This is a genomic window from Thermobifida fusca YX, from assembly GCF_000012405.1.
Taxonomy (GTDB): Bacteria; Actinomycetota; Actinomycetes; order Streptosporangiales; family Streptosporangiaceae; genus Thermobifida; species Thermobifida fusca.
This window is the reverse complement of sequence record NC_007333.1, coordinates 3,255,540-3,282,360: the sequence shown is the minus strand read 5'-3', so window position 1 is coordinate 3,282,360 and position 26,821 is coordinate 3,255,540. Positions and strand designations below refer to the sequence as shown.

The following is a 26,821-nucleotide window of genomic DNA, read 5'->3' as shown; positions in this document are numbered from 1 at the left end:
TCACTCCGTGATCGTGAAGAAGCCGCGGGCCCCGTTCTCGGCATGCCGCATGTCATGGTCGACAAAGGGATAGGAGCCCGCTTCGGGGAACACTGTTTCGACAAAACCGCCTTGGGCGACCGCCAGGTCGAGCGCTTGCGCGCCCCCGGCGTCGCCACGGCGCACCAGGTAGGCACCCTCCTTGTAGACGGTGTCGAACTGGGCGCCGACGATGTGGAAAGACGTTCCGCTGGTGGGACCGGCCGCCACCACCCAGATCCGGACGCGCTCCCCGACCTCGGCGGTCAACGGCGCGTGGGCGTAGCCGGCGGCGACCCCGTTGAACACCCACGCGTCCGGCTCACCCGCCCGCATCCGGGCGACCTGGTCGGCGCTGCCCGGCTCGCCCAGGTACAGCTCTCCTTGGACCAGCAGGTATTCACGGTCGACCGGCTCAAGGTCGGGCGGGTCGATGATGACCGCGCCGTACATGCCGTTGCCGATGTGCTGCAGCATGGGCGAGGTCGAACAGTGGTACACCCAGGCACCGGCTTTCTCCGCGCGGAACCGGTAGGTGAGGCGCTCGCCCGGATTGATCGTGCGCATCGGCTCGTCCGGGGCGAGACTGCTGGCGTGGAAGTCGATGCCGTGGCCCATCGTGCCGTCGTTGACGAAGGTCACGGTGAACACGTCGCCGACCTTGCCGCGCAGCACAGGGCCGGGGACGTCGCCGCCGAACGTCCACACGCTCTGCCGCACCCCGGGGGCGACCTCCAGCTCGGTTTCGGTGACCCGGATCTCCACTTCGTGTTCGGTGCGGTCCGGCGCGGGCGGCAGGACAGCGTCGCGGGGCTGCCAGTCGTCGCTCATCTCCGCGGACAGGGGGAGCGGTGCGGGCGGACCGCTGTCCGCACCAGCGGGCGTGTCGGGGCTGTCAGCGCTGTCCGCAGTGTCAGTGGTGTCGATCCGCATCCGCATGCCCGCGGCGCTGTGCCCGAGCACAGTGCACCAGGCGTCGATGGGCTCGGTCACCGTGCCGACCTGCAGGGTGGCGCTGTCACCTGGCGCAAGCCGGGGCGTGCGGGCCCCGGTCTCCACCACCAAGTCGTGGACTTGAGTGTCCTCGTTGCGCACGCGGAGGACGAGGGAGTCGCCGGGCGCGACGGTGACGTGGGACGGGGAGACGGTCATGTCGCCCAGCACCACGTCGACGGTACGGACCTGGCCGGAGCCCGCGGGCACTTCGGAGGCGGGAGCGGTTCCGCTGCCCGCTATGCCGAGGGCAGCGGCGGTGAGCGCCGCACCCAGCGCGGTCCCTACCGCCCCGGGCGGGGGAGCCGTGCTGCTGTTCCGCACGGTGGGGATGATGATCGCCGCCGCGGCAGCGACGACGATGACGCCGAGCAGCAGGGACCACAGGAGGGTGTCGGCGTTCACTCTGTCTCCTTACGGGGCCGGAGTTCTGCGACACAGCGGTCGGGTTCCGCGAAGGGCCGCAGCCGCACCGCCTCCACGGGGGCGCCCAGTTCGGCGAGCACGCCGCGCATCATGCCCAGGTGGATGCCGCAGACGATGTCGGGGGCGGATTCGGCGAGTTCCCGGAACGGGCAGCGGTGCAGGTCGATGCCGGCTGCGCTGCGGCGGGGACGGAAACCGGCCTGGTCCAGCAGCGTGGCCACGGCGCGGATCGCGGTGTCGGCATCGACCCGCTCGCCCGCCTGCGGTGCATGCACCATGCGGCGGCCGTAGCTGCGGCCGGCGTCGATCGCGGCGGCGGCGTGGTCGGCCGCTGTTTCCGCGAGGTAGTCGACGAGCATTTCCGCGAGCAGCCGGTAGTTGCGCAGGGCAGCGGTCTCGTCTGTGACCGCGGAATAGAGCAGGCGGGGGCGGCCGGGCTGGTCGCGTTCCTCAGGGGCGCTGGTCACGTATCCGCGTTCCGCGAGGATCGCTAGATGGCCGCGGACAGTGTTGGCGTGGAGCCCTACACGCTGGGCGAGGTCCTGAACGGTGAGCGGACCTGGGGCACGGCGGAGGGCTTCCCAGACAGCCACCCGGCTCGGGTCCGCGAAGACCCGGTGTTCGCCGGGGTCGATGCCTGGAGTTCGCACGGTCCCGTCCTCACTTCCCACGCTCCCAGTGTAAATACGGTGATCGCCGTAAAAATTCGGGGGTGGTAGTGAAGCGTTTCCCCTGGTACGGCGGTGGGGCGTGCGCGTCGCGGCTGCTTTGCGGAAGAAACAACGGCCCTCACCGGCGGGACCGGCGGGGCCGTCACGACTGCTGGGCGTGCCCGCTACGTGCCCTGCTTGGGGATGATGCCGAGAATGCGTGCCGAGTCGGTGCGGTGGGAGACGGAGTCGTCGAAGGTGAACTCGGAGAACAGCTCCGTCGGTGAGCCGCCCCGGGCGTGGAACGGGAAACCGTAGTAGGTACCGTCCGCGTAGAGGACGTAGCGGTTGTTGTCGAAGTCCGTCCAGATGCGCTCGATCTTCTTCCCGGAGAGTGTGACGAGCTCTTCCACGTCGGAGACTTCGCCGTCCGGGGACAGTTTGAACGTCCGCAGCGTGGAGTGGTCGACCTCACCCCCCTGCCCGTCCTTCGGCAGGAGGCCGACGAAGTTCCCCGACGGCCCGGGGAGGAAATTCCGCGAGGCGACCCGGGTCCCGTCGGTGAGGAAGTGGAATTCTTGGGTGGCTGCCCCTCGAGGAGAGGTCAATATCTGGAGTTTGTTGTCCGTAGTGGCGGTGTAGGCGGCTTTAGGGATGAAAGAGCCTTCCGGACCTTTGAGGAGAAGAGCCCCTTCATACTCTTCGAGGGGAAGAGAATCGTGCGGCACCTCGCCCCGTTCCTCCGGGGGATTGTCGAGAGGAGCGTCAGTGGGCACCGCGAGTACCCGGTATTTCTCCTCCCCTTCGCGCCGTTCTTCGAACCACAATTCGCTGCCGTTCGGGGAGAACTGCGGGGACTGGTAGGAGACTTCGGCTTCGGATTCCTCGCTTCCGACGCCGTACACGTCCTCGGTCTCCGGCGCTGCTTCGTCCGGCGCGAGGACCGCGGTCACATGGTAGGAGCGGCTGTCGGCGTCCAGCTCGGCGAGCCGGATTTCTCCTTCCGAGGTCTCGTAGGCGGCGTGGCGGAAGTCCGCGGAGAACGCGAAGTCCGTGGTGTCCAGGAAGAACATGTAGTTCGCGGAGCGGTCCGTCAGTTCGGTGAGGTCGAGGAAGAGCTTCTGGACTCCGTCATCCACGTCGTGAAAGGTGAGGTAGACGGTCTTTCCCGACGAGCTCTCCGCCAGCCGGGCGAAACCGGACAGCGTCTCAGCAGTGACGCCCCGGTCCTCTGGCGTGGGTGGGGCGCTCGAGGTCCCGTCTCCGCCGCAGGCTGCCAGTGGGAGCAGGAGGGCGAGGAGTGCGGAAACCGGGGTCTGCGGAGACCGTCTGGTGTTCGTCACGGTTCGTCCTTCGGATCGTCCTGGGGGGAACAGGGCTCTCTCCGCGTTTCGGGCGTGGAAAGGTCGAGGCAGGAACGGACGATTGTGTCGTCTCTGCCGCCCGAGAACCGGGATTCCGGCGGGGAGATGCGGTTTTCTTGCCTGAAGAATAGCGGAATGATCACCAATAGGAAGAATTCGGGTAATCCCGGTCAGGGATCCCGTGGGTGAGCAGCGGTTATGCGACTGTGCCGCTGGCGCGGTTTCTGTGCGGAATCCGTAGAGGCCGAGGTGGCGGTGGCGATCCGCGGTACTCGCGTATTTTTTTGACGTCCGAGGGCGGATAAGTTAAAGGAAATTTCACGCCGATGGCAGAACGAATACAGCGGACTTTACGGACAATCTGTGGAGTTTTCGAGGTCAGGCCCTGGTAAGGGGACGGAATCCGAACAGAAATCGAAAAAACGGTATGCATACCGGAGTCCAGGATCCTCTTCCCCACCAGGAAAAAGGGGACCGCACCGCAGAATCCCGCTGGCGGGACGCCGAGGAGAGACCCCGCGAGACCGCCTGCGCCCGCAAGCTGGGAAGCACGCTCCCACGGCCCTAGGCCGCACCGTGCCCGGCGCGAACAACCGCGGGCACGCCCACTAGGTCTGACAACTGGCCTCGCACCCCATGGAAGCCGCGCGGGACGCATCCGGCCGGTGCAGCGCAGAAAAACTGCCCCTGGCACACGCCAGGGGCAGACATGCCGTGGCGGGGAACCGGGAGTCCCGGCTCCCCGCCGTCAAGCGCTACGCCCAGGGAGCAGCCGCCCCACGCGGCGCCCTCCCCGAAGCTCAGAACGGAGCGCCTCAGCAGTGATCGTGCTTGGGGCCCTTGCCCGGCTTCGGCTTGCCCGGTCCCGGCTTGGGGCTGTCCGCGCACCGGGCTTCCCGCAGCGTCTGCTGCAGCGCGAAGAAAGCGGGCTTGCGCTCGTACTTCTCCGTCATGATCGTCGCCGCGCCCTCGTCGGGGAAGAACACCGGCACCCAGGAGTACTTGTCCGTGAAGCCCCAGATCGTGAAGGAGTCGCAGCCTTCCACGGCCAGGCACGCTTCAAGCGCCTGCTGGTAGTAGTCGGCCTGCTGCTCCAACTGCTTCGGGGTCGGCTTGCCGCTGGCCGGCAGGTCCATGCGCACGTCCAGCTCGGTGATCGCCGTGGCCAGACCGAGCTCGTCGAACCGGCGCAGGTTCTGTTCCAGGTCGCCCGGGAAGCCGTAGCGGGTGCTCAGGTGCCCCTGGACGGAGAAGCCGTGGACCGGAACCCCGTCGTCGAGCAGCTCCTGGATGAGTTCGTAGTAGGCGTCGCTCTTCGGGTTGATGCCCTCCACGTTGTAGTCGTTGAAGAACAGCTCCGCGTTCGGGTCTGCCTCGTGCGCCCAGCGGAACGCGTCAGCGATGATGCCGGGGCCGAGCTCGCGGATCCAGATGTTCTCCTGAGTACGCAGGTTGCCCTGCTCGTCGAAGATCTCGTTGGCCACATCCCACTGGTGGATCCGTCCGGCGTAGCGGCCGACCACGGTGGTGATGTGGTCCCGCAGGATCTCGCGCAGCTCCTCAGGGGAGTAGTCGCCCTCTTCGAGCCACTCGGGGTTCTGGCTGTGCCACAGCAGGGTGTGACCGCGGACCTTCTGGTCGTTACGCTCCGCGAAGTCGACGATCTTGTCGGCCATGGCGAAGTCGTAGCGGTCCGGCTCAGGATGGATGTACTCCCACTTCATCTGGTTTTCCGGGGAGACTGAGCTGAACTGCTGAGCCAGGATGCTGCGGTATTTCCCGTCGTGGGTGAAGGGGTCGGGGTAGTCCTGCTCCAGGTGGTGGCCGCCGCCCGCGACCGCGCTGCCGATGTAGAAGCCGTCGGGGGCAGCCCAGCGCAGCCGCTCGGATTTCGCGTTGGAGTGGGGAGCGGGATGATGGTCGTGGACCGGTCCCGCGCTAGCGGGAACCACCATGAGGGGGAGAGACAGCACCGCAGTAGTGAGCGCGGCGGTGATGAGACGCACCGGTTTCATCAGACTCCCTAAGGTTGAGTCGTAATATTTTCCGAAAATTTCCGGAACATTGTGACGAAGGACACTAGAGGCAATGGGGCAGGTCGTCAACCACCGGGCGACGTCTTAGGTATGACCGCGGCCTTCTGCGCTCATACTTTGAAGGAGAGACAGAGGAAAAGGAGGACGCGTGGCCGAGACACCGAGCCGATCCGTGACGATTTCCGCAATCGCGGCAGAGGCGGGTGTGTCCGCGCCGACGGTCTCGCGCGTCCTCAACGGACGAGGCGATGTAGCACCCGAGACCCGCGAACGCATCGAAAACCTGCTCCGCCTCCGCGGATACCGCCGCAGGGGGAGCCGCGGCGACGGACAGCGCCGCGGCGAGCGGATCGGCCTCATCGACCTGGTCTTCAACGACCTGGACAGCCCGTGGGCAGTGGAGATCATCCGCGGGGTCGAGGATGCCGCGCACGGCATGGACAGCGGCATCGCCGTGTCCGCCATCCACCGCCAAGCCAGCTCCACCCGGAAATGGCTCCAAAACGTCCGCTCCCGGGCCAGCGACGGCGCGGTTCTCGTCACCACAGACCTGGACTCCGAACTCCGCTCCGAACTGGAAGAACTCCACATTCCGGTGGTGGTCATCGACCCGGTCGGACTCTCTGACCTCACGGTGCCCACGATCGGCTGCACGAACTGGGCAGGCGGACTCAGCGCCACGACGCACCTCATCGAGCTCGGCCACCGGCGGATCGGCTTCGTGGCCGGACGCCCCGAACTGTGGTGCAGCCGCGCCCGCCTCGACGGCTACCGGGCCGGCCTGGAAACAGCGGGAATCGAGGTGGACCCCGAGCTGATCGCTCCCGGGGAATTCAACTACGAATCCGGGTTCCGCGCCGGTGAACGCCTGTTTGACCTGGACGATCCGCCGACGGCGGTGTTCGCGGCCAGCGACCAGATGGCTCTCGGCGTCTACGAGGCGCTGCGCCAGCGTGGCCTCCGCGTCCCCGACGATGTCAGCGTGGTCGGCTTCGACGACCTGCCGCAGGCACGGTGGTCGTCCCCGCCGCTGACCACGGTGCGCCAGCCCCTCGACGACATGGGTCGACTCGCCGTGCGCACCCTGCGCCGACTCATGGACAGCGAGGAGATCGAAAGTCCTCGCGTTGAACTCGCTACTGAGCTCATCGTTCGAGACAGCACCGCTCCTTCGCCCACAGCAACCAAAAAATGACGCTACTTTATGTAAGGCTCCGTTGACTGTGCGGAGTCGATTTCTTTGGCGTCTCTTTACCTGCCCGGACGCAGAAAAGTCCGGGAGATTCCCGTGTGAGGTTTCCATCCATGCTCTGTGGGCAAACGAAGCGGTGGCACGGCTTACTCGGCGTGCTCTCCGTCTTGACCATCGGTTTAACCTGCGGCATTGCAGCTCCCGCGCATGCCAAGGCGACCGCCGACCTCGTCACCACCACGGGCAGGGCCGGGAAGACCGTCGCACTGACCTTCGATGACGGTCCCGACCCGGACAACACTCCGGCTCTGCTCGAAGTCCTGCACAAATACCAGGTCAAAGCCGTGTTCTGCCTGGTGGGTGACCAGGCACGCAACCACCCTGACCTGGTCCGCAGGATCGTGCTGCACGGCCACACACTGTGCAACCACTCGATGCACCACGACGACTTGGGCGACTGGTCAGCCGCGGACATCCGGGCTGACCTGCTCGAAGCCAGCAAAGCCATCCGCGAGGCAGTGCCCGGGGCACGCATCCCCTACTTCCGGGCTCCGTATGGCTCGTGGGGACAGAGCCCGCAGGTCGCCGCTGACCTGGGCATGCAGCCGTTGGGCTGGACGGTCGAAGTCGCCGACTGGGAGCAGCCTGGCACCAGCGAACTGGTGCGGCGGCTCAACGAGCAGCTCACCCCGGGGGCGGTGGTCCTGCTCCACGACGGGATCGGCGACCGCAGCCAGACCGTGCAAGCCGTGGACCAGGTGATCCCGCGGTGGCAGGCGCAGGACTGGATCTTCACACGTCCTGCCCGGCCGGTGCAGCCCAGCATGATCGTCCTGCGTCTGGGCTGATCCGGGGCTTGGGGACGGTGCCTATTGGCGGGGTGGGCGGGCGGGAGCGGGCCGACACACTTCCAGGCGATCTGCCCGAGTTGTCGAAAAAGTCGCCTATTACGGAGTGTGTACACATATTGACATAGAGGCGTGGTGCTCTCTAGGTTTCCTATATCTTCCGGAAGTTTCCGAAAATTTCGGGCCAGGGAGAGGAGACCTAGATGACGACCGTCCCCCGACGCTCCCCCTTACGGAAACGTCTCCTGGTGGCCTTGTGCGCGCTAGGACTCGCCTTCACCTCCGCCGCCACAGCCCACGCCCAGGTGACTCCTGACATCGTCACCACCACCGGGCAGCCCGGAAGGACCGTCGCCCTCACCTTCGACGACGGCCCCAACCCGAACGACACCCCGGCCCTCCTGTCGGTCCTGCGCAAACACCAGGTCAAAGCGGTGTTCTGCCTGTGGGGCGAGCACGTCCGCCAATACCCGGCGATCGCCCGGCAGATCGCGGAGGAGGGGCACATCCTGTGCAACCACTCGATGCGCCACGACGACATGGGGAACTGGTCGGCAGCCCAGATCCGCGCCGACTTGGAAGCCACCAACCAGGCCATCCGCGAGGCTGTCCCCAACGCTGACATCCCGTACTTCCGGGCCCCGTACGGCTCGTGGGGACAGAGCCCGCAGGTCGCCGCTGACATGGGCATGCAGCCGCTGGGCTGGGCCATGGACATCGCCGACTGGGAGCCTCCCGGCACCAGCGAACTGGTGCGGCGGCTCAACGAGCGGGTCACCCCGGGGGCGGTGATTTTGCTCCACGACGGTGGAGGCGACCGTAGCCAGACCGTGCAAGCCGTGGACCAGGTCATCCCGCAGTGGAAGGCGCAGGGCTGGACCTTCACCTTCCCCGCTGGCGCGCCCACGAACCCTGGCCCGACGCCCACCCCGACCCCGACGCCGACCCCCACTCCGACTCCCACCCCTGGCCCTGGCAACCCGGGAGCCACCTGTGACGTGGACTACACCGTGGTCAATGACTGGGGTCACGGTATGCAGGGGGCGATCACCGTCTCCAACACCGGATCCTCGCCCATCAACAACTGGACCCTGCAGTTCAGCTTCTCGGGTGTGAACATCTCCAACGGCTGGAACGGCGAGTGGAGCCAGAGCGGCTCGCAGATCACCGTCCACGCTCCTGCCTGGAACTCCACGCTCCAGCCGGGCCAGAGCGTGGAACTGGGCTTCGTTGCTGACAAGACCGGCAACGTCTCCCCGCCCTCCCAGTTCACCCTCAACGGAGCCACCTGCTCCTGACCCGGACCCACGTTGAGGTGAACCACACCGGGGCCGCCCCAAGGGCGGCCCCACCACCCATACCGCAAAGCCGCACCCGTGCGCTGTACCCCCACACAGCGCACGAGTGCGGCTGTTCGTTTCTGGCCTGCAGGAACCCTGACGCGGGGCAGAAGCCGCACACTCTCCCGCAGAGGCAAGTCCTCTGGGATCACCCGGCCTTGCGCCAGGACAAGCAGGGATCACTACCCGGCAGATGGCCAGGCGGAGACACCTCTGCCGGGGGCTATCGCCGCAGCGCCGGACAACGCCCGGTTGGCCCCGCTGCCGGCTTTCCCAGGCCACCAACCGCCGAGAGCTCTGGAACCAGTCGAGGAAAATCACACCGCGGCGAACAGGAACGCCAGCCCGGTATCTGCCAAGGTCCGAAGCAATCTTGGAACAGAGACGCACTCGCCGCTTCCAGGCACAGCCCCCTGCACCGCGGAAGCCTACGCCGAACCCGGCCTAGCGTTGGCCTGACTGCCCACACAACGAAAAGTCCTGGCCGCTGCTGCCAGCAACCAGGACTTTGTCGATTCAGGTCCGTGTCCGAGGGGGGACTTGAACCCCCATGCCCTATAACGGGCACTAGCACCTCAAGCTAGCGCGTCTACCTATTCCGCCACCCGGACCTGGGGTGCTCCTTGGCGGACCACCGCCTGACAAAGACAACCATATCAAAACTCTGGGGTGGCCCGTACGCCAATAAACCCTGCCTCGGATCGGCAGCTTAGCCGACAACGGAGACCTCATCCGTCGAGAAGCAGCACAGGACTGCTCAGAACCGGGACCATGGGGGCAGGAATCAACGCAACAAAGGATGGTGTGCGACCCATGACGGACAGGGAAGGGATGAGCACGGCCGAAACCGAGGTCGTCGACCTGTGCCGAGAGCTCATCGCGATCGATACCTCCAACTACGGGGACCACTCCGGGCCGGGGGAACGCGAAGCCGCCGAATACGTGGCCGCCAAACTCGACGAAGTCGGCCTGGAAGCAACGATCTACGAATCCCACCCCAAGCGCAGCAGCGTGGTGGCGCGGATCGAAGGAACTGATCCGTCCCGGCCGCCGCTCCTTGTGCAAGGACACCTCGACGTGGTTCCCGCGGACCCCGCCGACTGGACCCACCACCCCTTCTCCGGGGAGGTCGCCGACGGATGCGTGTGGGGCCGGGGCGCCATCGACATGAAAGACATGGACGCGATGGTGCTCGCAGTAGTCCGGCAGCGGATGCGGGAAGGACGCCGCCCTCCGCGGGACATCGTGCTCGCCTTCCTCGCCGACGAGGAAGCCGGAGGGACCCACGGCGCCCACTGGCTGGTGGAAAAGCATCCCGACCTGTTCGCCGACTGCACCGAGGCGATCAGCGAAGTCGGCGGGTTCAGCATCACCGTCAACGAGAACCGGCGGCTGTACCTGATCGAAACCGCAGAAAAAGGCCTCGCGTGGATGCGGCTGACCGCGCGGGGCACGGCAGGGCACGGGTCGATGGTGAACAACGACAACGCGATCACCGAACTCGCTGCCGCCGTGGCCCGGCTGGGCCAGCACAAGTTCCCGGTCCGGCTCACCCCGGCAGTACGCACCTTCCTCGAAGAAGTGTGCGCCGAGTTCGGTATCGAGTTCCGCGAAGACGACGTGGAAGCCACCGTGGCCCAGCTGGGCCCGGCCGCGAGCATGGTGGGCGCGACCCTGCGCAACTCGGTGAACCCCACCGTTCTGGCCGGAGGCTACAAGGCCAACGTCATCCCCGGAACGGCCACCGCACAAGTGGACGGGCGTTTCCTCCCCGGGTTGGAAAAGGAGTTCTTCGCGGAGATCGACCGACTGCTCGGCCCCAAGGTCACCCGCGAATTCATCCAGTACCTGCCTGCCGTGCAGACCGAGTTCACCGGCGGCATCGTCACCGCCATGACCCAGGCGCTGCAGGCCGAAGACGCAGGAGCCAAGGCCGTGCCGTACTGCATGTCCGGCGGCACCGACGCCAAGGCGTTCATGCGGCTCGGTATCCGCAACTTCGGGTTTGTGCCGCTGCGGCTGCCCCCGGGATTGGACTTCGCGGGCATGTTCCACGGGGTAGACGAACGGGTCCCCGTCGACGCCCTGCAGTTCGGGGTACGGGTCCTCGACCGTTTCTTCGACCTGGCCTGAGCAACGCCTTGCCGTCCCGGGACCGCTTCGGGGTGGTTTCGGGACGGTTCACCCTAGACACGCCTGGTTTCACATCGAGACGGACTGCTTACTCGGTGCTACCGTTGCTTTGTGTTTCGGAGAGCTGAATCTCCGCGACAGTCGTGGGATTAGTCCTGCTCAGCCGGAGTCACTGAGGGGTTGGTCCATGGTGTGCTCGGAACGCGAGCGACAGGACGCCGCTGGCCGTCCGGTCTGCGGTGCTGCCCCTCCCGCTTCCGCTCACATCCCGGCCCGCGACGGGTTGGGCGTCAGATTCGGGGCGGACCCCGCCCGATCTGCCTTCCCCACCGAGTGGAAAGCGAAGGCTGCGCTGGCCGTGGCCCCCACGACTACCGCTGCCCCGCTGCGGGGTGGCGGTGCCACCCTGTTCCGCGGTGGCTTCCCACCAGTGCGGGGCAGCCGCACACTCCCGGGAAGCCCGCACAGCGTCGGCCGATGGTGGCGGCATCGGCACCCGGACCGGGCGACGCAAACCCCCGCCGCGGCACCCCAGAAGCCGCCCCGGCACTTCCCGGTCCACGGGACAGCTCCCCTATCGAGGCGACAACGACGTCGAGGTACTCCCCACCCGGCCAGTCGGAACGCGGCCCAACCCGACCGGCGCACACCCGCCGACGGCTCCCCAACCCTCACATAACCCGCACCGCCGCGTCCGTCGACACCAGAGACTTGTCCAGAGGGAGAACACGCATGTACGCACCCGTGCGGAACACCACGCTCGCCGCCCTCATCGCCGCGGGCTTTGTCGCGGCCAGCCCGGCAGCGTATGCCGACACGGTCGGAGACGACCACGACGCGCTCCTCAACGGAAAGTGGACCCCCCTGATCGACACCACGCTCAACGTCTGCGACACCTCTCTCACGCTCGTGCAGCGCTCCACAGTGTGCGCGACCGCAACCACGCCAGCCGCCCCCGCTGCAGAACAGCCCGCACCCGCCGAAGCAGACGCGGCCCCGGACCGGTGCCGAGCCGAAGCGCACTGCCCGCTAGCAAACCTGCCGCAGATCGTCGAAGTCCACGCCATCACGCCGCCCCAGGAAACCGAGGAGACACCGGAACCGGTGGAAGCCCCCTCCCGCGAGGCCGAGGCAGAACCGGTGTCCGCTGCGGAGCCCGGAATCGCCCCCGTCCTCGAAGCGAACATTCCCCGCAACAACGACACCTGGCATGCCGCGAGCCCGGAGCCTGAGGAGATCCCTCCGCTGCGTCTCGCAGAAATCCCCCGACTGCCGGAACCGCTTGACCGCCCTGCAGCCCCCGAAGTCGCCTCGTATGCGCTGACCACGGTCGGATCTCAGGACTCCCCGCTGCTCACCGCGGGGGTCGCCACGATCCTGCTCGGTGGGGTCGCGATCTACGTCGGGTACGGTCTTGGCCGCGCAGACCGGCCGAACCTGTTCCGGTGACGGCAGCGGACCGTCGACGGCGGAGACCCCGCACCCGCGCCGTGGTCTGCAGGCCAGACTTCTCCAGTCTGTCCTGCGACGAGGGCATTTCCTCCGCGCCGTTCAAAGGACACGGACATGCCTCGCTATGTTTGTGTCTGAAATCACACTAGTCTGGGTTGTCGGATGATCCGGCGCCGTAAGGTGACACGGCGGCTGCCGTCCATGTACACACGTACTCGGGCCAGCTCCCACCGTCCGTATTCGGCGTGATCAGTGAGGGCCTGACGGGCCGCGCTCCGCGAAGTGCCGCGTGGAAAGCGGAGTTCCTGGTATTCGTACTCAAGCATTGCGTTTATTCTGCGACTGCTGACGGGTGTTGCGCCAGAGCGTTACCCGGACGAACTGAGGGACAGTGTCTCTCCCATAGTGGGAGATACCCGGACCGCGGGCCCATCACGTCGGTCCGGATGTGCGAAAGGCACCAAGCGGCGTCGGTTACCGTCAAAGTTTGGGCAACCGACCCGCGCGTTGCGGAGTGGACGCGCGAACGCGAGGCGAGACGTAGGGGAAGACGTGCCACCCAAGAAGGGCAGTGCCGGAGACGGCGTGAAGGACACCGCACGGGGCGGAGGAAACAAACTCGTCATCGTCGAGTCGCCCGCCAAGGCGAAGACGATCGCGGGCTACCTCGGCCCCGGCTACATCGTGGAGTCCAGCATCGGCCACATCCGGGATCTGCCAAACAAGGCCGCGGAGATCCCGGCACGCTACAAGGACGAGCCGTGGGCGCGCCTCGGAGTGAACGTCGACCGCGACTTTGAGCCTCTCTACGTGGTCAACGCCGACAAGAAAGCCCAAGTCAAGAGGCTCAAAGAACTGCTGGCCGAAGCTGACGAACTGTACCTGGCCACCGACGAGGACCGCGAAGGCGAAGCGATCGCCTGGCACCTGCGCGAGGAACTCAAACCCACGATCCCGGTCAAGCGCATGGTGTTCAACGAGATCACCAAGGAAGCCATCCGCCACGCGGCCCAACACACCCGCGACCTCAACCTGCGCCTGGTCGACGCCCAGGAGACCCGCCGCATCCTCGACCGGCTCTACGGCTACGAGGTCTCCCCGGTGCTGTGGAAGAAGGTCATGCCCAGCCTGTCGGCAGGGCGAGTGCAGTCCGTGGCGACCCGTCTCGTGGTTGAACGGGAACGCGAACGGATCGCGTTCACCCCGGCCGAATACTGGGGCCTCAAAGCTGTCTTCGCTGTCCTCACCGGGACAGACGGGGCCGACCCCACGACCTTCCCGGCCACCCTGGCCACCGTGGACGGCGACCGGGTCGCCCAAGGCCGCGACTTCACCTCCCAAGGCGTGCTGCGCTCCCCCAAGGGGGTGCGGCACTTGGACGAGGAGACGGCGCGCGGACTCGCGGAACGCCTGGCCGGAGCCCAGTACACGGTGCGTTCCGTGGAGCGGAAACCCTACCGGCGGTCGCCGTACGCGCCGTTCCGCACCACCACCCTGCAGCAGGAGGCCTCCCGCAAGCTGGGCCTGTCCGCCAAGCAGACCATGCAGGTGGCGCAGCGGCTGTACGAGAACGGCTACATCACCTACATGCGCACCGACAGCACCACCCTGTCGGAGAGCGCTATCGCCGCGGCCCGCGCCCAAGTCGCCCGCCTGTACGGCGACAACTACCTGCCGGACAAGCCCCGCACCTACACCAGCAAAGTCAAAAACGCCCAGGAAGCCCACGAGGCGATCCGCCCGGCCGGCGACACTTTCCGCACCCCCGCGGAGACCGGGCTGAGCGGGGTGGAGCTCCGCCTCTACGAACTCATCTGGAAACGCACGATCGCCTCCCAGATGAAGGATGCGGTCGGCGAATCGGTGAGCGTCCGCGTCGCAGGGACCTCCACCGCTGGCGAACAGGTCGAATTCTCCGCCACCGGGAAGATCATCACCTTCCACGGCTTCCTCAAAGCCTACGTGGAAGGCACCGACGACCCGCAGGCCGAACTCGACGACCGGGAACGGCGGCTGCCACCGCTCACCGAAGGAGACCCGCTGCACGCCCAAAGCGTCGACGCGGAAGGACACAGCACCCGGCCGCCCGCCCGCTACACCGAGGCGTCCCTAGTCAAAGAACTGGAAGAGCGCGAAATCGGCCGCCCCTCCACCTACGCCACCATCATCGGCACCATCCTGGAACGCGGCTACGTGTTCAAGAAGGGCTCCGCGCTTGTGCCGTCCTTCCTGGCGTTCGCCGTGGTCCAGTTGCTGGAGCGGCACTTCAGCCACCTGGTCGACTACGACTTCACCGCGCGCATGGAAGACGTGCTCGACGCGATTGCCCGCGGGGAAGCGGAACGGGTGCCGTGGCTGCGCCGGTTCTACTTCGGCGCTGACGGACAGATCGGCCTCAAAGAACTCGTCAACGAGCACCTGGGGGACATCGACCCCAAGGAGATCAGCTCGTTCCCGCTGCCGGACAGCGACATCGTGCTGCGGGTCGGCCGCTACGGCCCCTACCTGGAACGCAACGGCCAGCGGGTGAACGTACCCGACGACCTCGCCCCGGACGAGCTCACCAAGGAGCGGGCCGAAGAACTGTTTGCCCAGCCCAACGGGGACCGGGAACTCGGCAAGGACCCGGAGACGGGGCGCACCATTGTGGCGAAGAACGGCCGGTTCGGCCCCTATGTCACCGAGGTCATCGAAGAGACCGAAGCTGAGGCCGAGGAGGCGAAGCCGAAGGGGCGGAAGAAGACCGCTGCCCCCAAGCCGCGCACCGCGTCCCTGCTGAAGTCCATGTCGTTGGAGACGATCACCCTCGAGGACGCGTTGAAGCTGCTCTCCCTGCCCCGCGTCGTCGGGGAGATCGACGGGGAGCAGGTGACCGCGCAGAACGGCCGGTTCGGCCCCTACTTGAAGAAAGGCAGCGAAAGCCGCTCCCTGGAAACCGAAGAGCAACTGTTCACGGTCACGATCGAAGAAGCCAAGGAGCTTTTCGCCCAGCCGAAGAAGCGGCGCACCCGGGCCGCGGCGCCGCCGCTGCGGGAACTCGGCCCGGACCCCGTCACCGGCAAGCCCATGGTGATCAAAGAAGGTCGGTTCGGCCCCTACGTCACCGACGGGGAGAGCAACGCCTCCTTGCGCAAGGGGGACGACGTGGAGTCGCTGACCCCGGAGCGCGCCGCGGAACTGCTGGCGGAGCGGCGGGCTAAAGCGCCCGCGAAGAAGACCACGTCCCGCACCACCACGCGGAAGACCACGAAAAGCACCGCGAAAAAAGCGTGACAGGCATTCCAGGGGGAGGACCTTCCCGGGTCCTCCCCTTCCTGATCAGGACGAACGTCCTTTTCATCCTGAGGCCCCGGGAGAAGATGTCCAGAAATGCCAATAATGGGCATTCCGTAAGCGTTGCATGATTCGCACCCGTCGCTACGCTGGTCGCCATGAGCAGACCCGCACCCCTAGGGACACCCAGCGAGGCGCGCACCGTTCTCGCGATTCCGCCATTCCGGCGGCTGTGGATTGCGCTATCCCTGTCCAGCCTCGGTGACTGGCTGAGCCTCCTGGCACTCATGTCTTTGGCCGCGATCCTCACCGAGGGCGAGGAAGCAGTCATCCAATACTTCGCGGTGAGCGGAGTCGTCGTCCTCAAAGTGCTCCCCTCGGTGGTGCTCAGCCCGATCGCGGGAGTCCTCGCCGACCGGCTCGACCGCCGCCTCACCATGGTCGTGGGCGACGTTATCCGCGGCCTGCTCTACATTTCGATCCCCATCGTGGGCCGCCTGGACTGGCTGCTCATCGCCAACTTCCTCGCCGAATGCGTGGCCCTGTTCTGGTCGCCCGCCAAGGACGCCACCGTGCCCAACCTGGTGCCCCGGCACCGCTTGGAACAGGCCAACCAGCTCAGCCTGCTCACCACCTACGGTTCCGCCCCCGTCGCTGCCGGACTGTTCGCGCTGCTGGCCTCCCTCAGCACGGTGCTCGGCGGCCTCTTCCCGGTCCTGCAAACCCCCGAAGCCGACATCGCCCTCTACATCAACGGCGTCACCTTCTTCGTCGCCGCAGTCGTCATCGCCCGACTGCCCATCCCCACCACCCACAGTTCGGACAAGGTGACCCGGATCTCCATGTTCCGCGCCATCTGGGACGGCCTCCGGTATGCGGGAACCACCCGCCTGGTGCGCGGCCTGCTCTTGGGCATGCTCGGCGCGTTCGCCGCAGGCGGCGCAGTCATCGGGGTCGCCCGCATCTACGTCACCCACCTCGGCGCCGGCAACGCCGGGTTCGGTGTCCTGTTCGGCGCGGTCTTCACCGGCATGGCGCTCGGTATGTTCGCCGGACCCCGCGTGCTCCGCGACTTCAGCCGCCGCCGACTGTTCGGCCTGTCCCTGCTGGGCTCCGGGATTGCGCTGCTGCTGGCCGGCCTGATCCCCGACATGGTCCTGGCTGCAGTGCTCACCACGGGCGTCGGCGTGGGCGCGGGCATCGCCTGGGTGATCGGCCTGACCCTGCTCGGACAAGAAGTCGAAGACGAGATCCGCGGCCGCACCTTCGCGTTCCTGCACGCCATGGCCCGCGTCGTACTCATGGGTTCGGTCGCGGTGTCCCCGCTGATCGCCGCCACCATGGGGTCTGCCACTCTCAAAGCCGGGCAGCTCAGCTACGAGTTCCACGGCTCCGCCGGCATGCTGCTGATCGCCGCGGTCCTCCTCATCCTCGTCTCCCTCGTGGCCTACTGGCAGATGAACGAAGGCCACGACAAGACGCTGTGGGCTGAACTCAAAACCCTGCTGGGCGGCGCAGCCGAAGAAGAAGGCGCCCCCGACAAGCCCGGCGGCCTGTTCGTTGTCCTGGAAGGCGGCGAAGGCTCCGGCAAGTCCACCCAAGTCCGCGAGATCGCCGTGTGGCTGCGGGACGAAGGCTTCGACGTGCTCACCACCCGCGAACCGGGCGCCACCAAACTCGGGATGCGGCTGCGCACCATGCTGCTCGACAAAGCCAACGAGGGCATGGCGGCACGCACCGAAGCACTGCTGTACGCGGCCGACCGTGCCGAACACGTCGACAAAGTGATCCGGCCCGCACTGGAACGCGGCGCGATCGTCATCAGCGACCGCTACGTGGACTCCACGCTCGCCTACCAGGGGGCGGGACGGGAACTGGACCCCGACGACGTCGCCACAATCAACAACTGGGCCACCGGGCGGCTCGTGCCGGACCTGACGATCCTGCTCGACATTCCCGCCGAAGAAGGACTGCGGCGGCACGCCGACCGTCCCGCCGACCGGCTCGAGTCAGAAAACCTCGAATTCCACGAGCGGGTCCGCCGCTGCTTCCTGGAACTCGCCGACCGCGCCCCCGACCGCTACCTCGTGCTCGACGCCCGGGAACCGCAGGAAGAGATCACCAAGGCGATCCGTAGGCACCTGCGGCGCATCCTGCCCGACCCGGTCCCCCACGACGCCGAAGAGATCACCGGCATGATCCCGATCATCAAGGAGTGACCGAGCCTCAGGCACCCGCCCGAAGCACCCAGACCGCCCCGACTGTCGTCGGGTCCCCCTATGCTGGCCGGTGATGAGCGTCTTCGACACCCTGGTGGGCCAGGACACGGTAGTCCAACGGCTGCGCGCCGCCGTGCGCGCAGCCGACAACCTGCTCTCCGGCGGTGACGGCACGGGCATGACCCACGCGTGGCTGTTCACCGGCCCGCCCGGGGCAGGGCGAGCCCAGGCAGCCCGCGCATTCGCCGCCGCCCTCCAATGCACCCACGGCGGCTGCGGCGAATGCGCCTCCTGCCACCAAGTGCTTGCCGGAACCCACCCCGACGTCCTCTACGTGCGCCCCAGCGGGCTCAGCTTCGGCGTGGAGCAGACCCGGGAACTCGTGGTGCGCGCCGCCTCCAGCCCCACGGGGGGCCGCTTCCGGGTCGTGCTGTTCGAAGACGCCGACCGCGCCACCGAAGCCGCCTCCAACGCCCTGCTCAAAGCAATCGAAGAACCCGCCCCGCGCACCGTGTGGCTGCTGTGCACGCCCACCGCCCACGACCTGCTCGTCACGATCCGCTCCCGCTGCCGCCTCGTGAACCTGCGCACCCCCAGCACGGAAGCGATCATCGACGCCCTCGTCACCCGGGACGGGATCGACCGGGACCGCGCAGTCGCCGCGGCCCGCGCCGCTGCCGGACACTTGGAACGCGCCCGCCAACTCGCCACCGACGAAACCGCCCGCGCCCGGCGGGAAGAAGTCCTCACCATCCCCGCCCGGCTCGACAGCCTCGGCGCGTGCGTGCACGCCGCCGCCCGCCTGTACGAGATCGCGGAAGCCGACGCGAAGGAAAGCACCGCGGCCCTCGACGAACAGGAGAAAGCAGACCTCAAAGCTGCTTTCGGGGAAGGCGCCACCGGCAAAGGCGTGGCCAAAGCAGTGCGCGGCGCAGCCGGAGCCCTCAAAGAACTCGAGGAACGGCAGAAACGCCGCGCTACCCGCATCAAACGGGACGCCTACGACACGTTCCTCATGGACCTGGTCGCCTTCTACCGGGACGTGCTCGCCATCCAACTCGGTGCGTCCGTGGAACTCTCCACCGCGGACCGCGACGCCGACCTGCGTCGCGTGGCACGCTCCAGCACCCCGGAAGCCACCCTGCGCCGCATCGACGCGATCATGGAATGCCGCCGCCGCATCAACGCCAACGTCCACCCGCAGATCGCCATGGAAGCGATGACCGCCGCCCTGTATCTGGGCTGAGCCCTGCACGACACTGGTGCTGGCCGCAGGACGCCGCTTAGGCTGATCACCATGCCCATGATCATGGCGGTGGCCTTCGAACGGTACGGACGGCTCCACTACCTCGACCCGGGGCAGACCAGTCCCCGCGTCGGCGACAAAGTGCTCGTCCCCGCCGAAGGCGGACCCGAGGTTGCCGAATGTGTGTGGGCACCGCAGTGGGTCAACGAAGACATCCACGGCCTCCCCGTCTGCCTGGGCCTGGCCACTGACGCAGACCTGGCCCGCGCCGAACAGGCCCGCCGCCGACGCGCTGAAGCACGCCGTACTGCGCGGCGCCTAGCCCGCACCCGCGGCGTGGACCTGGTGGTCGTCGGCGCCGACCACGTCGCCGACAGCGACGCCGTCACCATCTACTACACGTCGCGCACCCGGGTGGACTACCGGGCCCTGCAACGGGAGCTGGCCCAGACCCTCAAAGCGCGGGTGCGGTTCATCCGGCTCTCCGCACGCGACGAAGCTCGCCGGCACGGCGGTATCGGCCCGTGCGGCCGCGAACTGTGCTGCGCCACCTTCCTCACCCGCTTCGAACCGGTGACGATGCGCATGGCCAAAGCACACAACCTGCCCGCTAATCCCCTGCGGATCTCGGGCGCGTGCGGCAAGCTGATGTGCTGCCTGCGCTACGAGCACGAGCCGGACCAGGAGCACGAGTCCCCGGGGCGGCGCTTCTCGTGCGACCGAGCGGACGTCTGCGCGGCGAGGCAGGCATACGACAACGCCTACGAGGGCCTGGCACGGAGAACAGAAACGAGTGGGAACACAGGGCTGGATCGGCGCGTCACTGGTGGTGGCGCTGCTCGCGACCGGATGCGCTAACGTCAACCCCCTTGCCGCGTCGGAGACAGCGGACCCGCTGGCCGCCTTCTACGACCAGGAGATCGCCTGGGAGGACTGCGGCCGGGGCTTCGAATGCGGCACGATCACAGTCCCCATGGACTACGACGACCCGTCCGGACGGCAGGTGACGATCGCGGTGAAACGCCTCCCCGCCTCCGGGGACAAAATCGGATCCCTGGTGGTCAACCCGGGTGGGCCGGGCGGCTCCGGACTCGACTATGTCAGCGCCGCCCCCTCCCTGTTCAGCGAGCAGGTGCGGGAACGGTTCGACATCGTCGGCTTCGACCCGCGGGGCGTCAGCCAGAGCACCCCCATCTACTGCATGGACAGCGCGGGACTGGACGAGTTCATCGGCTTCCCCGCGCCCATCCTGGACAGCGAGGACCCCGCCGACACCCGACTGGACGAGTTCGCCCAGGTGAACCGCGACTTCGTTGCGGCGTGCCTGGAACGTTCCGGGGAGCTCATCCACCACGTGGGCACCGCCAACGTGGCCCGTGACCTGGACGTGCTGCGGGAAGTGCTCGGCGACGACAAGCTCACCTACCTCGGCAAGTCCTACGGCACGTTCATCGGCGCCCACTACGCCGAACTCTTCGGCGACAAGGTGCGCGCCCTCGTCCTGGATGGCGCGGTCGCCCCGCACGGCGACCAGTTGGAGCTCAGCGTCGAACAAGCGGAAGGCTTCACCACGGCCCTGCACGCTTTCGTTGACGACTGCCTGACCTGGTCCGACTGCCCGCTCGCCGACGGGGAGAACCCCACCGTGGAAGAAGGGGTGGCGCGGATCGCTGCACTCATGGAGCAGGCCGCAGCCGAGCCGTTGCGCAACCGGATTGACGACCGGGAGATCAACCAGACCCGCGTGGAACTGGGGGTGCTCGCCGCCTTGTACAGCGAGTCGCTGTGGCCGCGGGTCCGCGCCGGGCTCGCTGAAGCGATCAACGACGGCGACGGCACGACGCTTCTCGAACTCGGCGACATGCTGTACCGCCGGGACAACCGCACCACGTACGAGAACTCCCTGGCCGCGCTGATCGCGGTGAACTGCGCGGACCGGCCCGGACCGCGGGACCTCGCCGCCTACGAGGAGGCTGCGCGCACCGTGAAAACAACGTCGCCCCTGTTCGGGCCGTCCCTCGTGTGGGGCTCGTTGACGTGCGCGTACTGGCCGGAAGAAGCCCAGGAGGACGCGGTGCCGGAGATCGACGGCGATGGCGCGCCGCCCATCCTCGTCGTCGGCACCACCCGGGACTCCGCGACCCCGTACGCGTGGGCGGAGGAAATGGCTGAGGCTCTGGAGTCGGGGGTGCTGCTCACCTGGGACGGGGACGGCCACACCGCCTACGGGTTCGACGCGTGCGTGGACGCGGAAGTCGACGCCTACCTGGTGGAGGGGGACGTGCCGGAAGACGGGACTGTCTGCGCCCTGGGAACCCAGACAAACCGATAAACCCGGCAAACTACCCTGAACCAGGTAAAAGCTCCTCAAAATACGCGAGGATGGTGGGAAGCGGGGCGCAACCGCGGGAATGGCCCTCACAAGGACAGGCATGACGCGGAGGGCAGCATGAAACGGACGAAGGACCGCGCGGCTCCGAACGCCACAGGGACGCATCCGACCCCGCAGTCCCCCATCCCCCAGCAGAGCACGTTCCTCGACACCTACCCCGAGTACGCCGACACGGCGATACTCGACCACCTGCGCGCCACCGAATACCGGTACCTCGACGCCAAAAACCACCTCTACCTGGACTACACGGGGGGCGGACTCCCCGCCGAAACCCAGATCCAAGCCCATGCTGACCGGGTACGGGCCAACTGCTTCGGCAACCCCCACTCCGCCAACCCCACCTCCGCCGCCTCAACCGAACTCGTGGAACAGGCCCGTGACGCGGTACTGCGGTTCTTCAACGCCTCCCCCGACGAGTACACGGCCATCTTCACCCCCAACGCCACCGGGGCCTGCCGTCTCGTCGGCGAGGCGTACCCGTTCCAACCCGGAACCCGGTTCGTGCAGCTCGCCGACAACCACAACTCCGTGAACGGCATCCGCGAATTCGCGCGCCGCAGAGGAGCACAGATCGACACGATCGACGTCACACCTCCCGAACTGCGCGCAGAAGAACACGAGATTCACACCGCGCTCGACCGCCCCCCACCCCCGCCCCTCCGGAACCGGGAGGACAACGGCGGGCGGGCCGGACTATTCGCCTACCCGGCGCAGAGCAACTTCTCCGGCGTGCAACACCCGCTGGAATGGATCGACATCGCCCACCGCTACGGCTTCGACGTGCTGCTGGACGCGGCCGCCTACGCGCCCGCCAACCGGATCGACCTCGCAGAAATCCACCCCGACTTCATGCCTGTGAGCTGGTACAAGCTCTTCGGGTATCCGACCGGCCTGGGCTGTCTCATCGCACGCCGTGAAGCCCTTGCCCGACTGCAGCGGCCGTGGTTCTCCGGAGGCACCATCCAAGCGGTCAGCGTGCAAGGCGACTGGTTCCACCCGCTGGACGGCGCCGCAGCCTTCGAAGACGGCACCGTCAACTACCTGTCCATTCCGGATGTGGAAGTGGGACTGCGCTGGCTGTCCGCGATCGGCATCGACACCGTGCACACCCGGGTGCAGTGCCTCACCGGCTGGCTGCTCGACCAGCTGGTCCGCGCCCGCCACGCCACGGGCACGCCGCTCGTCCGCATCTACGGGCCCACCACCACGGACGCGCGCGGCGGCACGATCGCGTTCAACTTCCTCGACCCGGCGGGGCGCGTCGTCGACGAACGGGTGGTGGCCCGTGACGCGGCACGCGCCACCATCTCGCTGCGGACCGGATGCTTCTGCAACCCCGGGGCAGGGGAGGCGGCTTTCCGGCTCCGCCGGGAAAACCTGCGACTGCCCGGACTGCAGTTTCCCGCCACAGTCGACGAGGTGCTCGCTGCCATGGGCATGCCCACGGCCGGAGCGATCCGCGTCTCCTTCGGCCTAGCGAGTACCCTGGATGATGGAGCGCGTTTTCTGGACTTCGCGTTCTCCACCTACCTGGACCGCTTCCCCGACACCAGCGACCTGCCCGCACGGGTGGCGTGCTGACCCGTCCGGATTCGATTTCGGTCCTGCCCAGGAACGCGCTAGACTTACAGAGCCTCTGTGAAGGCCGCCTTAGCTCAGTCGGCCAGAGCGACGCACTCGTAATGCGTAGGTCGTGGGTTCGATTCCCACAGGCGGCTCGCAGTACGGAAGGCCCTCCCCGGTCCAGGGAGGGCCTTTTCTTGTCCTCTGTGCTGAGGAGGGGTCTCTGGCCAGGCTTCGGAAGCCGGCCTCGTCTGCATTCCTCGGGGTCTGACGGGACCGGAAGATCCAACGCCCTTGCTTGAAGGACGATGACGGAGCCGCCAACCGTCGCCGCCCGTTCAGCGCCTCCATGGCCCAGCGTGATGCGGAAAACAACAGGAAACCTTCATGGGTTGGCGGTGACGCTCAGGTCAAAGCGGCGTAGTGGTGCTGCCGGAACCCGGAGGGATCCCCAAACAGAGAAGCTCGGCTCGAAGTGCCACCATCAACGATCTACACTTCTCCAAGAAGTGAATGAAACTGGCGCCTTGGGCCGGTAAAGTCGCAGGTCGTTAAGTGTGCTCCCCGCGCATGCGGGGATGGACCCGGCTCGGTGCGAGAACGCATCGCCTCGGCTCGGTGCTCCCCGCGCATGCGGGGATGGACCGCGTCAGCGTGCCGGCGGCACGATCGGTGTCGAGTGCTCCCCGCGCATGCGGGAGGGGTGCGGCGGTAGCCACACCCTGACCGGTGCTTGTGTGACTGCCTGGTGTTTTGAGTTGTGAGTATCTAAAGCATGCCTGCTCTGCGGGCCAGTTCTTGGAGTGCTGGGCTGGCGGGGTCTTGGATGGTGAGGAGGTCTCCGATTGCTTGACGGGCTAGGGGATGGCTGTGGACTTGTTCGGGTGTGATTGATTCTGCTTGGTGCAGCGTATGGATGGCTTTGTCGAGGTTGCGTCGCTGAAGGTGGGCGCGTGCGACGTCGATGAGGAACCGTCCTCGCCGTTCTGCGGATAGGTCTGAAGCATCGACTGTTGCTGCTGCTCGCAGCGCTATTCCGGCATCGCCTAGGTCCACTGCGACCGATACTTCATGCAGGCTCACGTTGGTTGGGCCGAACTCGGTGTGGAAGTCGTTGCGGTCTGCGCCGAGTTGTTGAGCTAGGGATCGTGCTGAGATGAGGTGTGTGTATGCGGCGGTTGCGTCGTTGCTGCGGGCGGCGGCAATGGCCCGTTGCAGAGTCAGCGCTCCCATGAGTGATAGCACCTCTGGACGGTCGTTGGAAGCCAGAGAGGACAGCGCCTCTATTGAGGTGCGCGCTACTGTGTCGACCTGGTGGAAGTGTTTGGCCCCCTGAAAGGTCACACACAACCGGAACTCGCCCGCCGCCATCAACAGCGGATCATCAGCCCGCTCTGCCGCGACGATTGCCCGCTCAGCAGCAACCCAGGCCGCCGCAAAGTCGCCCAGCTTGCTGAGCGCCGACGAACACGCCTGGTAGACCGAGGCCAGCAACCGGAAACATTCGGTGCGCTGCTCGTCGTCGACGGATCGTGCCGCTGTCTCCAGTTGAGGCACCAAGGATTCCAGCAGGTCTGTCAACTCCAGGTAGTGACCCTTATGGGTGAGCTGCCACGCCTGCTCTACACGAGGCCGCAACTCTGCAAGATCAGCTGGTTGCTTCTGAGCGAGGAGCGCATTCAGGGCGTGCGCGGCACTCAGCACCAGGCGCAGCCGGGTACTGTCTGGGGTTTCTTTGGCTGTGGCCGCGACGATAGGTGCCTCAGCGGCCAGTTCCGCAACCGGTACGTCCAACACCTCAGCCACGGCTGCCAGCACCGACATCCGGTCGACCTTGCGCACCCCGCGTTCCACCTGAGAAACCCAGGCTTCAGAACGGTTGATGAGAGCAGCGAACTCCCGTTGCGACAGGCCCCGTCTGCGCCGGTATTGGGCGATCTTGCGGCCCAGCGCTTTCTGATACTCCGTACTCACCGTGCCACACCTTTGGCATCCTGCAGGTTCAGGAAGTCCACGGTGAAAGACTCCAGGTACTGGCCGCGTTCTTCAAGAAAGCGCATCACGTGCGGCTGCTCTTCGTGGGTCTCGAAAGCCGTCCGGTCAGCGTACAGCTCGTAGAAGACCCGCTGCAACGGCTCACCGTCCACCTCGTGCACTGCATAGACCAGGGTCCCCGGCTCGCTCTGGCGGATCTTGGGCAACGTCTCGGCCACAAGCGCATCAAACCCCTGCGCGCTGGCTTGGTCTTTCAGGACGAACTTAACCACCAGACCGAACACGGCGACTCCCTTAGCTGACTCTATGCGTTTCGCTGTCCGTACTCATCGTGTGGCAAACACATTCCAAACAACATTTACTTATTGTACTCCAGCCGTACTTTAAATACTAGTCGCGCAGTTCATGTCGGCTATGGGCTGTCTCACGAGAGGTCACACCGCGATGAGCCTGCACGCTGCCCACCCCCTCCATCCGACACAGTCGGCCCGCGCCCGCTGGTTCCCCGGCCGCCCCGGGTCCATCAGCCAAGTCCGTCGCTTCATCGCCGAGGAACTCCCCAGCCACCCCCGCCAAGACGACGCAATTCTGCTCACCAGCGAACTGGCCACCAACGCCATCGAACACACCCGCTCCGGCCAACACGGCGACGGCTTTTTCGTCACCGTCGAACACACCTGTACCGAAATAGTCCGCATCACCGTCCACGACAGCGGAAACCGCCAACAAACCCCTCACGTAACCAAACCCGAAACCGACGACGAACACGGCCGAGGGCTCTTCATCGTTGACGCTCTCGCCGACCGCTGGGGAAGTCGCAAAGGATGGCACGGCCAAGAAACCTGGTTCGAGATCTGACGGTCGAATGAACAGTGGAAATTAACTCATTTTTCTGTCGAAATATGACTGTTTCTGTTTGTGGGTACAGTTTGGTTTGGAAGCTTGAATTATACGGTGAAGGAAATGGTGTTTGAGAAAGTCTTGGTTGGGGGCTTTAAAATTTGTCGTTACAGTTTTAGAGGGAGTGATGGGGTGGGAATTGACTGTGGTTCGACTGCTAGAGTTTTCCACATCATGTGGAAAACTTTCTCTTCTTTGGTTTTAAATAGTTTGAGGATAGTTGTGTCTTTGTTGTTCGATTGCTGATATCCTTGGGTTAAGGAGTTATTGGCAAGAGAGGTGGCAATGTCGGATACTCCTCTGTTTGATGCTTGTGGTGTTGTTGGAGTGGGCTATGAAGGGCTCGATGTCTTTCAATTTATAGAAAAACTGAAAAAAGACCAAGTGTCTCTTCTTGTTGATATTAGAAAGACTCCGATATCACGAAAGCCTGGACTTAGCAAAACGAGGTTAAGTGAGAATCTCAAGGCTGTCGGAATCGAGTACAAGCACGCTTCCTGTCTCGGGAATCCGAAGTGGAATCGACCAGGATTCTCTGGAGATCCGCGCGAGCTAGAGGAAGCACGATCCACATATTCAAAGCTTATGCAAAACAATGAAGCAAAGCAGTGGATCGAGTGGATTGCAGAGCAGGCCATGACAAGAACAGTTGCTCTGATGTGCTTCGAGGCCTGTGAAGAGCGCTGCCACCGCTATGTAACGATCCGGGAAGTCCGTGATCGTATCGGAAAGCTCGCTACTGCCTGATGAAGTGATAGTAATCGGCAAATAAGAATCTATT

General features: G+C 66.0%; 20 protein-coding genes and 2 tRNA genes. 14 read left to right on the top strand and 8 right to left on the bottom strand.

The window, feature by feature from the left end:
- The 4 genes from TFU_RS13895 to TFU_RS13880 all read right to left on the bottom strand — a co-directional run bounded on the left by TFU_RS13895 (position 1) and on the right by TFU_RS13880 (position 5,466).
- Positions 1-1,416: a multicopper oxidase domain-containing protein gene (locus TFU_RS13895; RefSeq protein WP_011293217.1), complete on the bottom strand. Its 1,416-nt coding sequence runs from the start codon at positions 1,414-1,416 to the stop codon at positions 1-3.
- Positions 1,413-2,087: a helix-turn-helix transcriptional regulator gene (locus tag TFU_RS13890; protein WP_011293216.1), complete on the bottom strand. Its 675-nt coding sequence runs from the start codon at positions 2,085-2,087 to the stop codon at positions 1,413-1,415. Before TFU_RS13890 ends, TFU_RS13895 begins: the two co-directional genes overlap by 4 nt.
- Before the next feature lie 185 nt (positions 2,088-2,272).
- Positions 2,273-3,430, bottom strand: a complete 1,158-nt coding sequence (locus TFU_RS13885) for a hypothetical protein (protein WP_011293215.1) — start codon at positions 3,428-3,430, stop codon at positions 2,273-2,275.
- An 836-nt stretch (positions 3,431-4,266) separates the two neighbouring features.
- Positions 4,267-5,466, bottom strand: a complete 1,200-nt coding sequence (locus tag TFU_RS13880) for an endo-1,4-beta-xylanase (RefSeq protein ID WP_011293214.1) — start codon at positions 5,464-5,466, stop codon at positions 4,267-4,269.
- A gap of 169 nt (positions 5,467-5,635) precedes the next feature.
- Here TFU_RS13880 and TFU_RS13875 point away from each other — a divergent pair, with 169 nt between their 5' ends.
- The 3 genes from TFU_RS13875 (at position 5,636) to TFU_RS13865 (ending at position 8,825) form a co-directional block, all read left to right on the top strand.
- A complete protein-coding gene (locus TFU_RS13875; protein WP_011293213.1) occupies positions 5,636-6,682 on the top strand; it encodes a LacI family DNA-binding transcriptional regulator in 1,047 nt (348 codons plus the stop codon).
- A 164-nt stretch (positions 6,683-6,846) separates the two neighbouring features.
- Positions 6,847-7,527 (top strand): polysaccharide deacetylase family protein, encoded by a 681-nt coding sequence (locus TFU_RS13870; RefSeq protein WP_227480935.1) that lies wholly within the window; start codon positions 6,847-6,849, stop codon positions 7,525-7,527.
- Between the two features lie 203 nt (positions 7,528-7,730).
- Positions 7,731-8,825 (top strand): polysaccharide deacetylase family protein, encoded by a 1,095-nt coding sequence (locus TFU_RS13865; RefSeq protein ID WP_011293211.1) that lies wholly within the window; start codon positions 7,731-7,733, stop codon positions 8,823-8,825.
- 567 nt (positions 8,826-9,392) lie between these two features.
- Here TFU_RS13865 and TFU_RS13860 read toward each other — a convergent pair.
- Positions 9,393-9,478: transfer RNA gene (locus tag TFU_RS13860), tRNA-Leu, on the bottom strand.
- A 220-nt stretch (positions 9,479-9,698) separates the two neighbouring features.
- Between TFU_RS13860 and TFU_RS13855 the strand changes: the two genes are divergently transcribed.
- Both TFU_RS13855 and TFU_RS13850 read left to right on the top strand, forming a co-directional pair.
- Positions 9,699-11,000 carry a M20/M25/M40 family metallo-hydrolase gene (locus TFU_RS13855; protein WP_011293210.1) on the top strand — a complete coding sequence of 434 codons (1,302 nt, stop codon included), beginning with the start codon at positions 9,699-9,701 and terminating at the stop codon, positions 10,998-11,000.
- Positions 11,001-11,732: 732 nt separating this feature from the next.
- Positions 11,733-12,449, top strand: coding sequence for a hypothetical protein (locus tag TFU_RS13850; protein WP_011293209.1), 717 nt, complete (start codon positions 11,733-11,735; stop codon positions 12,447-12,449).
- A 143-nt stretch (positions 12,450-12,592) separates the two neighbouring features.
- On the opposite strand, the gene TFU_RS15925 is transcribed toward TFU_RS13850, so the two are convergent.
- Positions 12,593-12,778, bottom strand: coding sequence for a DUF5703 family protein (locus TFU_RS15925; RefSeq protein WP_011293208.1), 186 nt, complete (start codon positions 12,776-12,778; stop codon positions 12,593-12,595).
- A gap of 226 nt (positions 12,779-13,004) precedes the next feature.
- Between TFU_RS15925 and topA the strand changes: the two genes are divergently transcribed.
- From topA to TFU_RS13815, 7 genes are all read left to right on the top strand, one after another.
- Positions 13,005-15,725 carry a type I DNA topoisomerase gene (gene topA, locus TFU_RS13845; RefSeq protein WP_011293207.1) on the top strand — a complete coding sequence of 907 codons (2,721 nt, stop codon included), beginning with the start codon at positions 13,005-13,007 and terminating at the stop codon, positions 15,723-15,725.
- 158 nt (positions 15,726-15,883) lie between these two features.
- Positions 15,884-17,944: a dTMP kinase gene (gene tmk, locus TFU_RS13840; protein WP_011293206.1), complete on the top strand. Its 2,061-nt coding sequence runs from the start codon at positions 15,884-15,886 to the stop codon at positions 17,942-17,944.
- 73 nt (positions 17,945-18,017) lie between these two features.
- Positions 18,018-19,190 (top strand): DNA polymerase III subunit delta', encoded by a 1,173-nt coding sequence (locus TFU_RS13835; RefSeq protein WP_011293205.1) that lies wholly within the window; start codon positions 18,018-18,020, stop codon positions 19,188-19,190.
- Positions 19,191-19,241: 51 nt separating this feature from the next.
- On the top strand, positions 19,242-20,048 hold the full coding sequence (locus TFU_RS13830) for a PSP1 domain-containing protein (protein ID WP_011293204.1): 807 nt from the start codon (positions 19,242-19,244) through the stop codon (positions 20,046-20,048).
- Positions 19,984-21,522, top strand: a complete 1,539-nt coding sequence (locus TFU_RS13825; RefSeq protein WP_016189298.1) for an alpha/beta hydrolase — start codon at positions 19,984-19,986, stop codon at positions 21,520-21,522. Before TFU_RS13830 ends, TFU_RS13825 begins: the two co-directional genes overlap by 65 nt.
- Before the next feature lie 117 nt (positions 21,523-21,639).
- Positions 21,640-23,163, top strand: coding sequence for an aminotransferase class V-fold PLP-dependent enzyme (locus tag TFU_RS13820; RefSeq protein ID WP_011293202.1), 1,524 nt, complete (start codon positions 21,640-21,642; stop codon positions 23,161-23,163).
- A gap of 63 nt (positions 23,164-23,226) precedes the next feature.
- Positions 23,227-23,300: transfer RNA gene (locus TFU_RS13815), tRNA-Thr, on the top strand.
- 613 nt (positions 23,301-23,913) lie between these two features.
- On the opposite strand, the gene TFU_RS13810 is transcribed toward TFU_RS13815, so the two are convergent.
- Positions 23,914-25,119 carry a helix-turn-helix domain-containing protein gene (locus TFU_RS13810; RefSeq protein WP_011293201.1) on the bottom strand — a complete coding sequence of 402 codons (1,206 nt, stop codon included), beginning with the start codon at positions 25,117-25,119 and terminating at the stop codon, positions 23,914-23,916.
- Complete coding sequence (locus TFU_RS13805; protein ID WP_011293200.1) at positions 25,116-25,424, bottom strand: putative quinol monooxygenase; 309 nt, start codon at positions 25,422-25,424, stop codon at positions 25,116-25,118. The genes TFU_RS13810 and TFU_RS13805 overlap by 4 nt, the downstream gene beginning before the upstream one ends.
- Positions 25,425-25,584: 160 nt before the next feature.
- Here TFU_RS13805 and TFU_RS13800 point away from each other — a divergent pair, with 160 nt between their 5' ends.
- Together TFU_RS13800 and TFU_RS15920 are read left to right on the top strand one after the other, a co-directional pair.
- Positions 25,585-25,998, top strand: coding sequence for an ATP-binding protein (locus TFU_RS13800; protein WP_011293199.1), 414 nt, complete (start codon positions 25,585-25,587; stop codon positions 25,996-25,998).
- 309 nt (positions 25,999-26,307) lie between these two features.
- Positions 26,308-26,787, top strand: a complete 480-nt coding sequence (locus tag TFU_RS15920) for a DUF488 domain-containing protein (protein ID WP_011293198.1) — start codon at positions 26,308-26,310, stop codon at positions 26,785-26,787.
- Positions 26,788-26,821 lie beyond the last annotated feature (34 nt).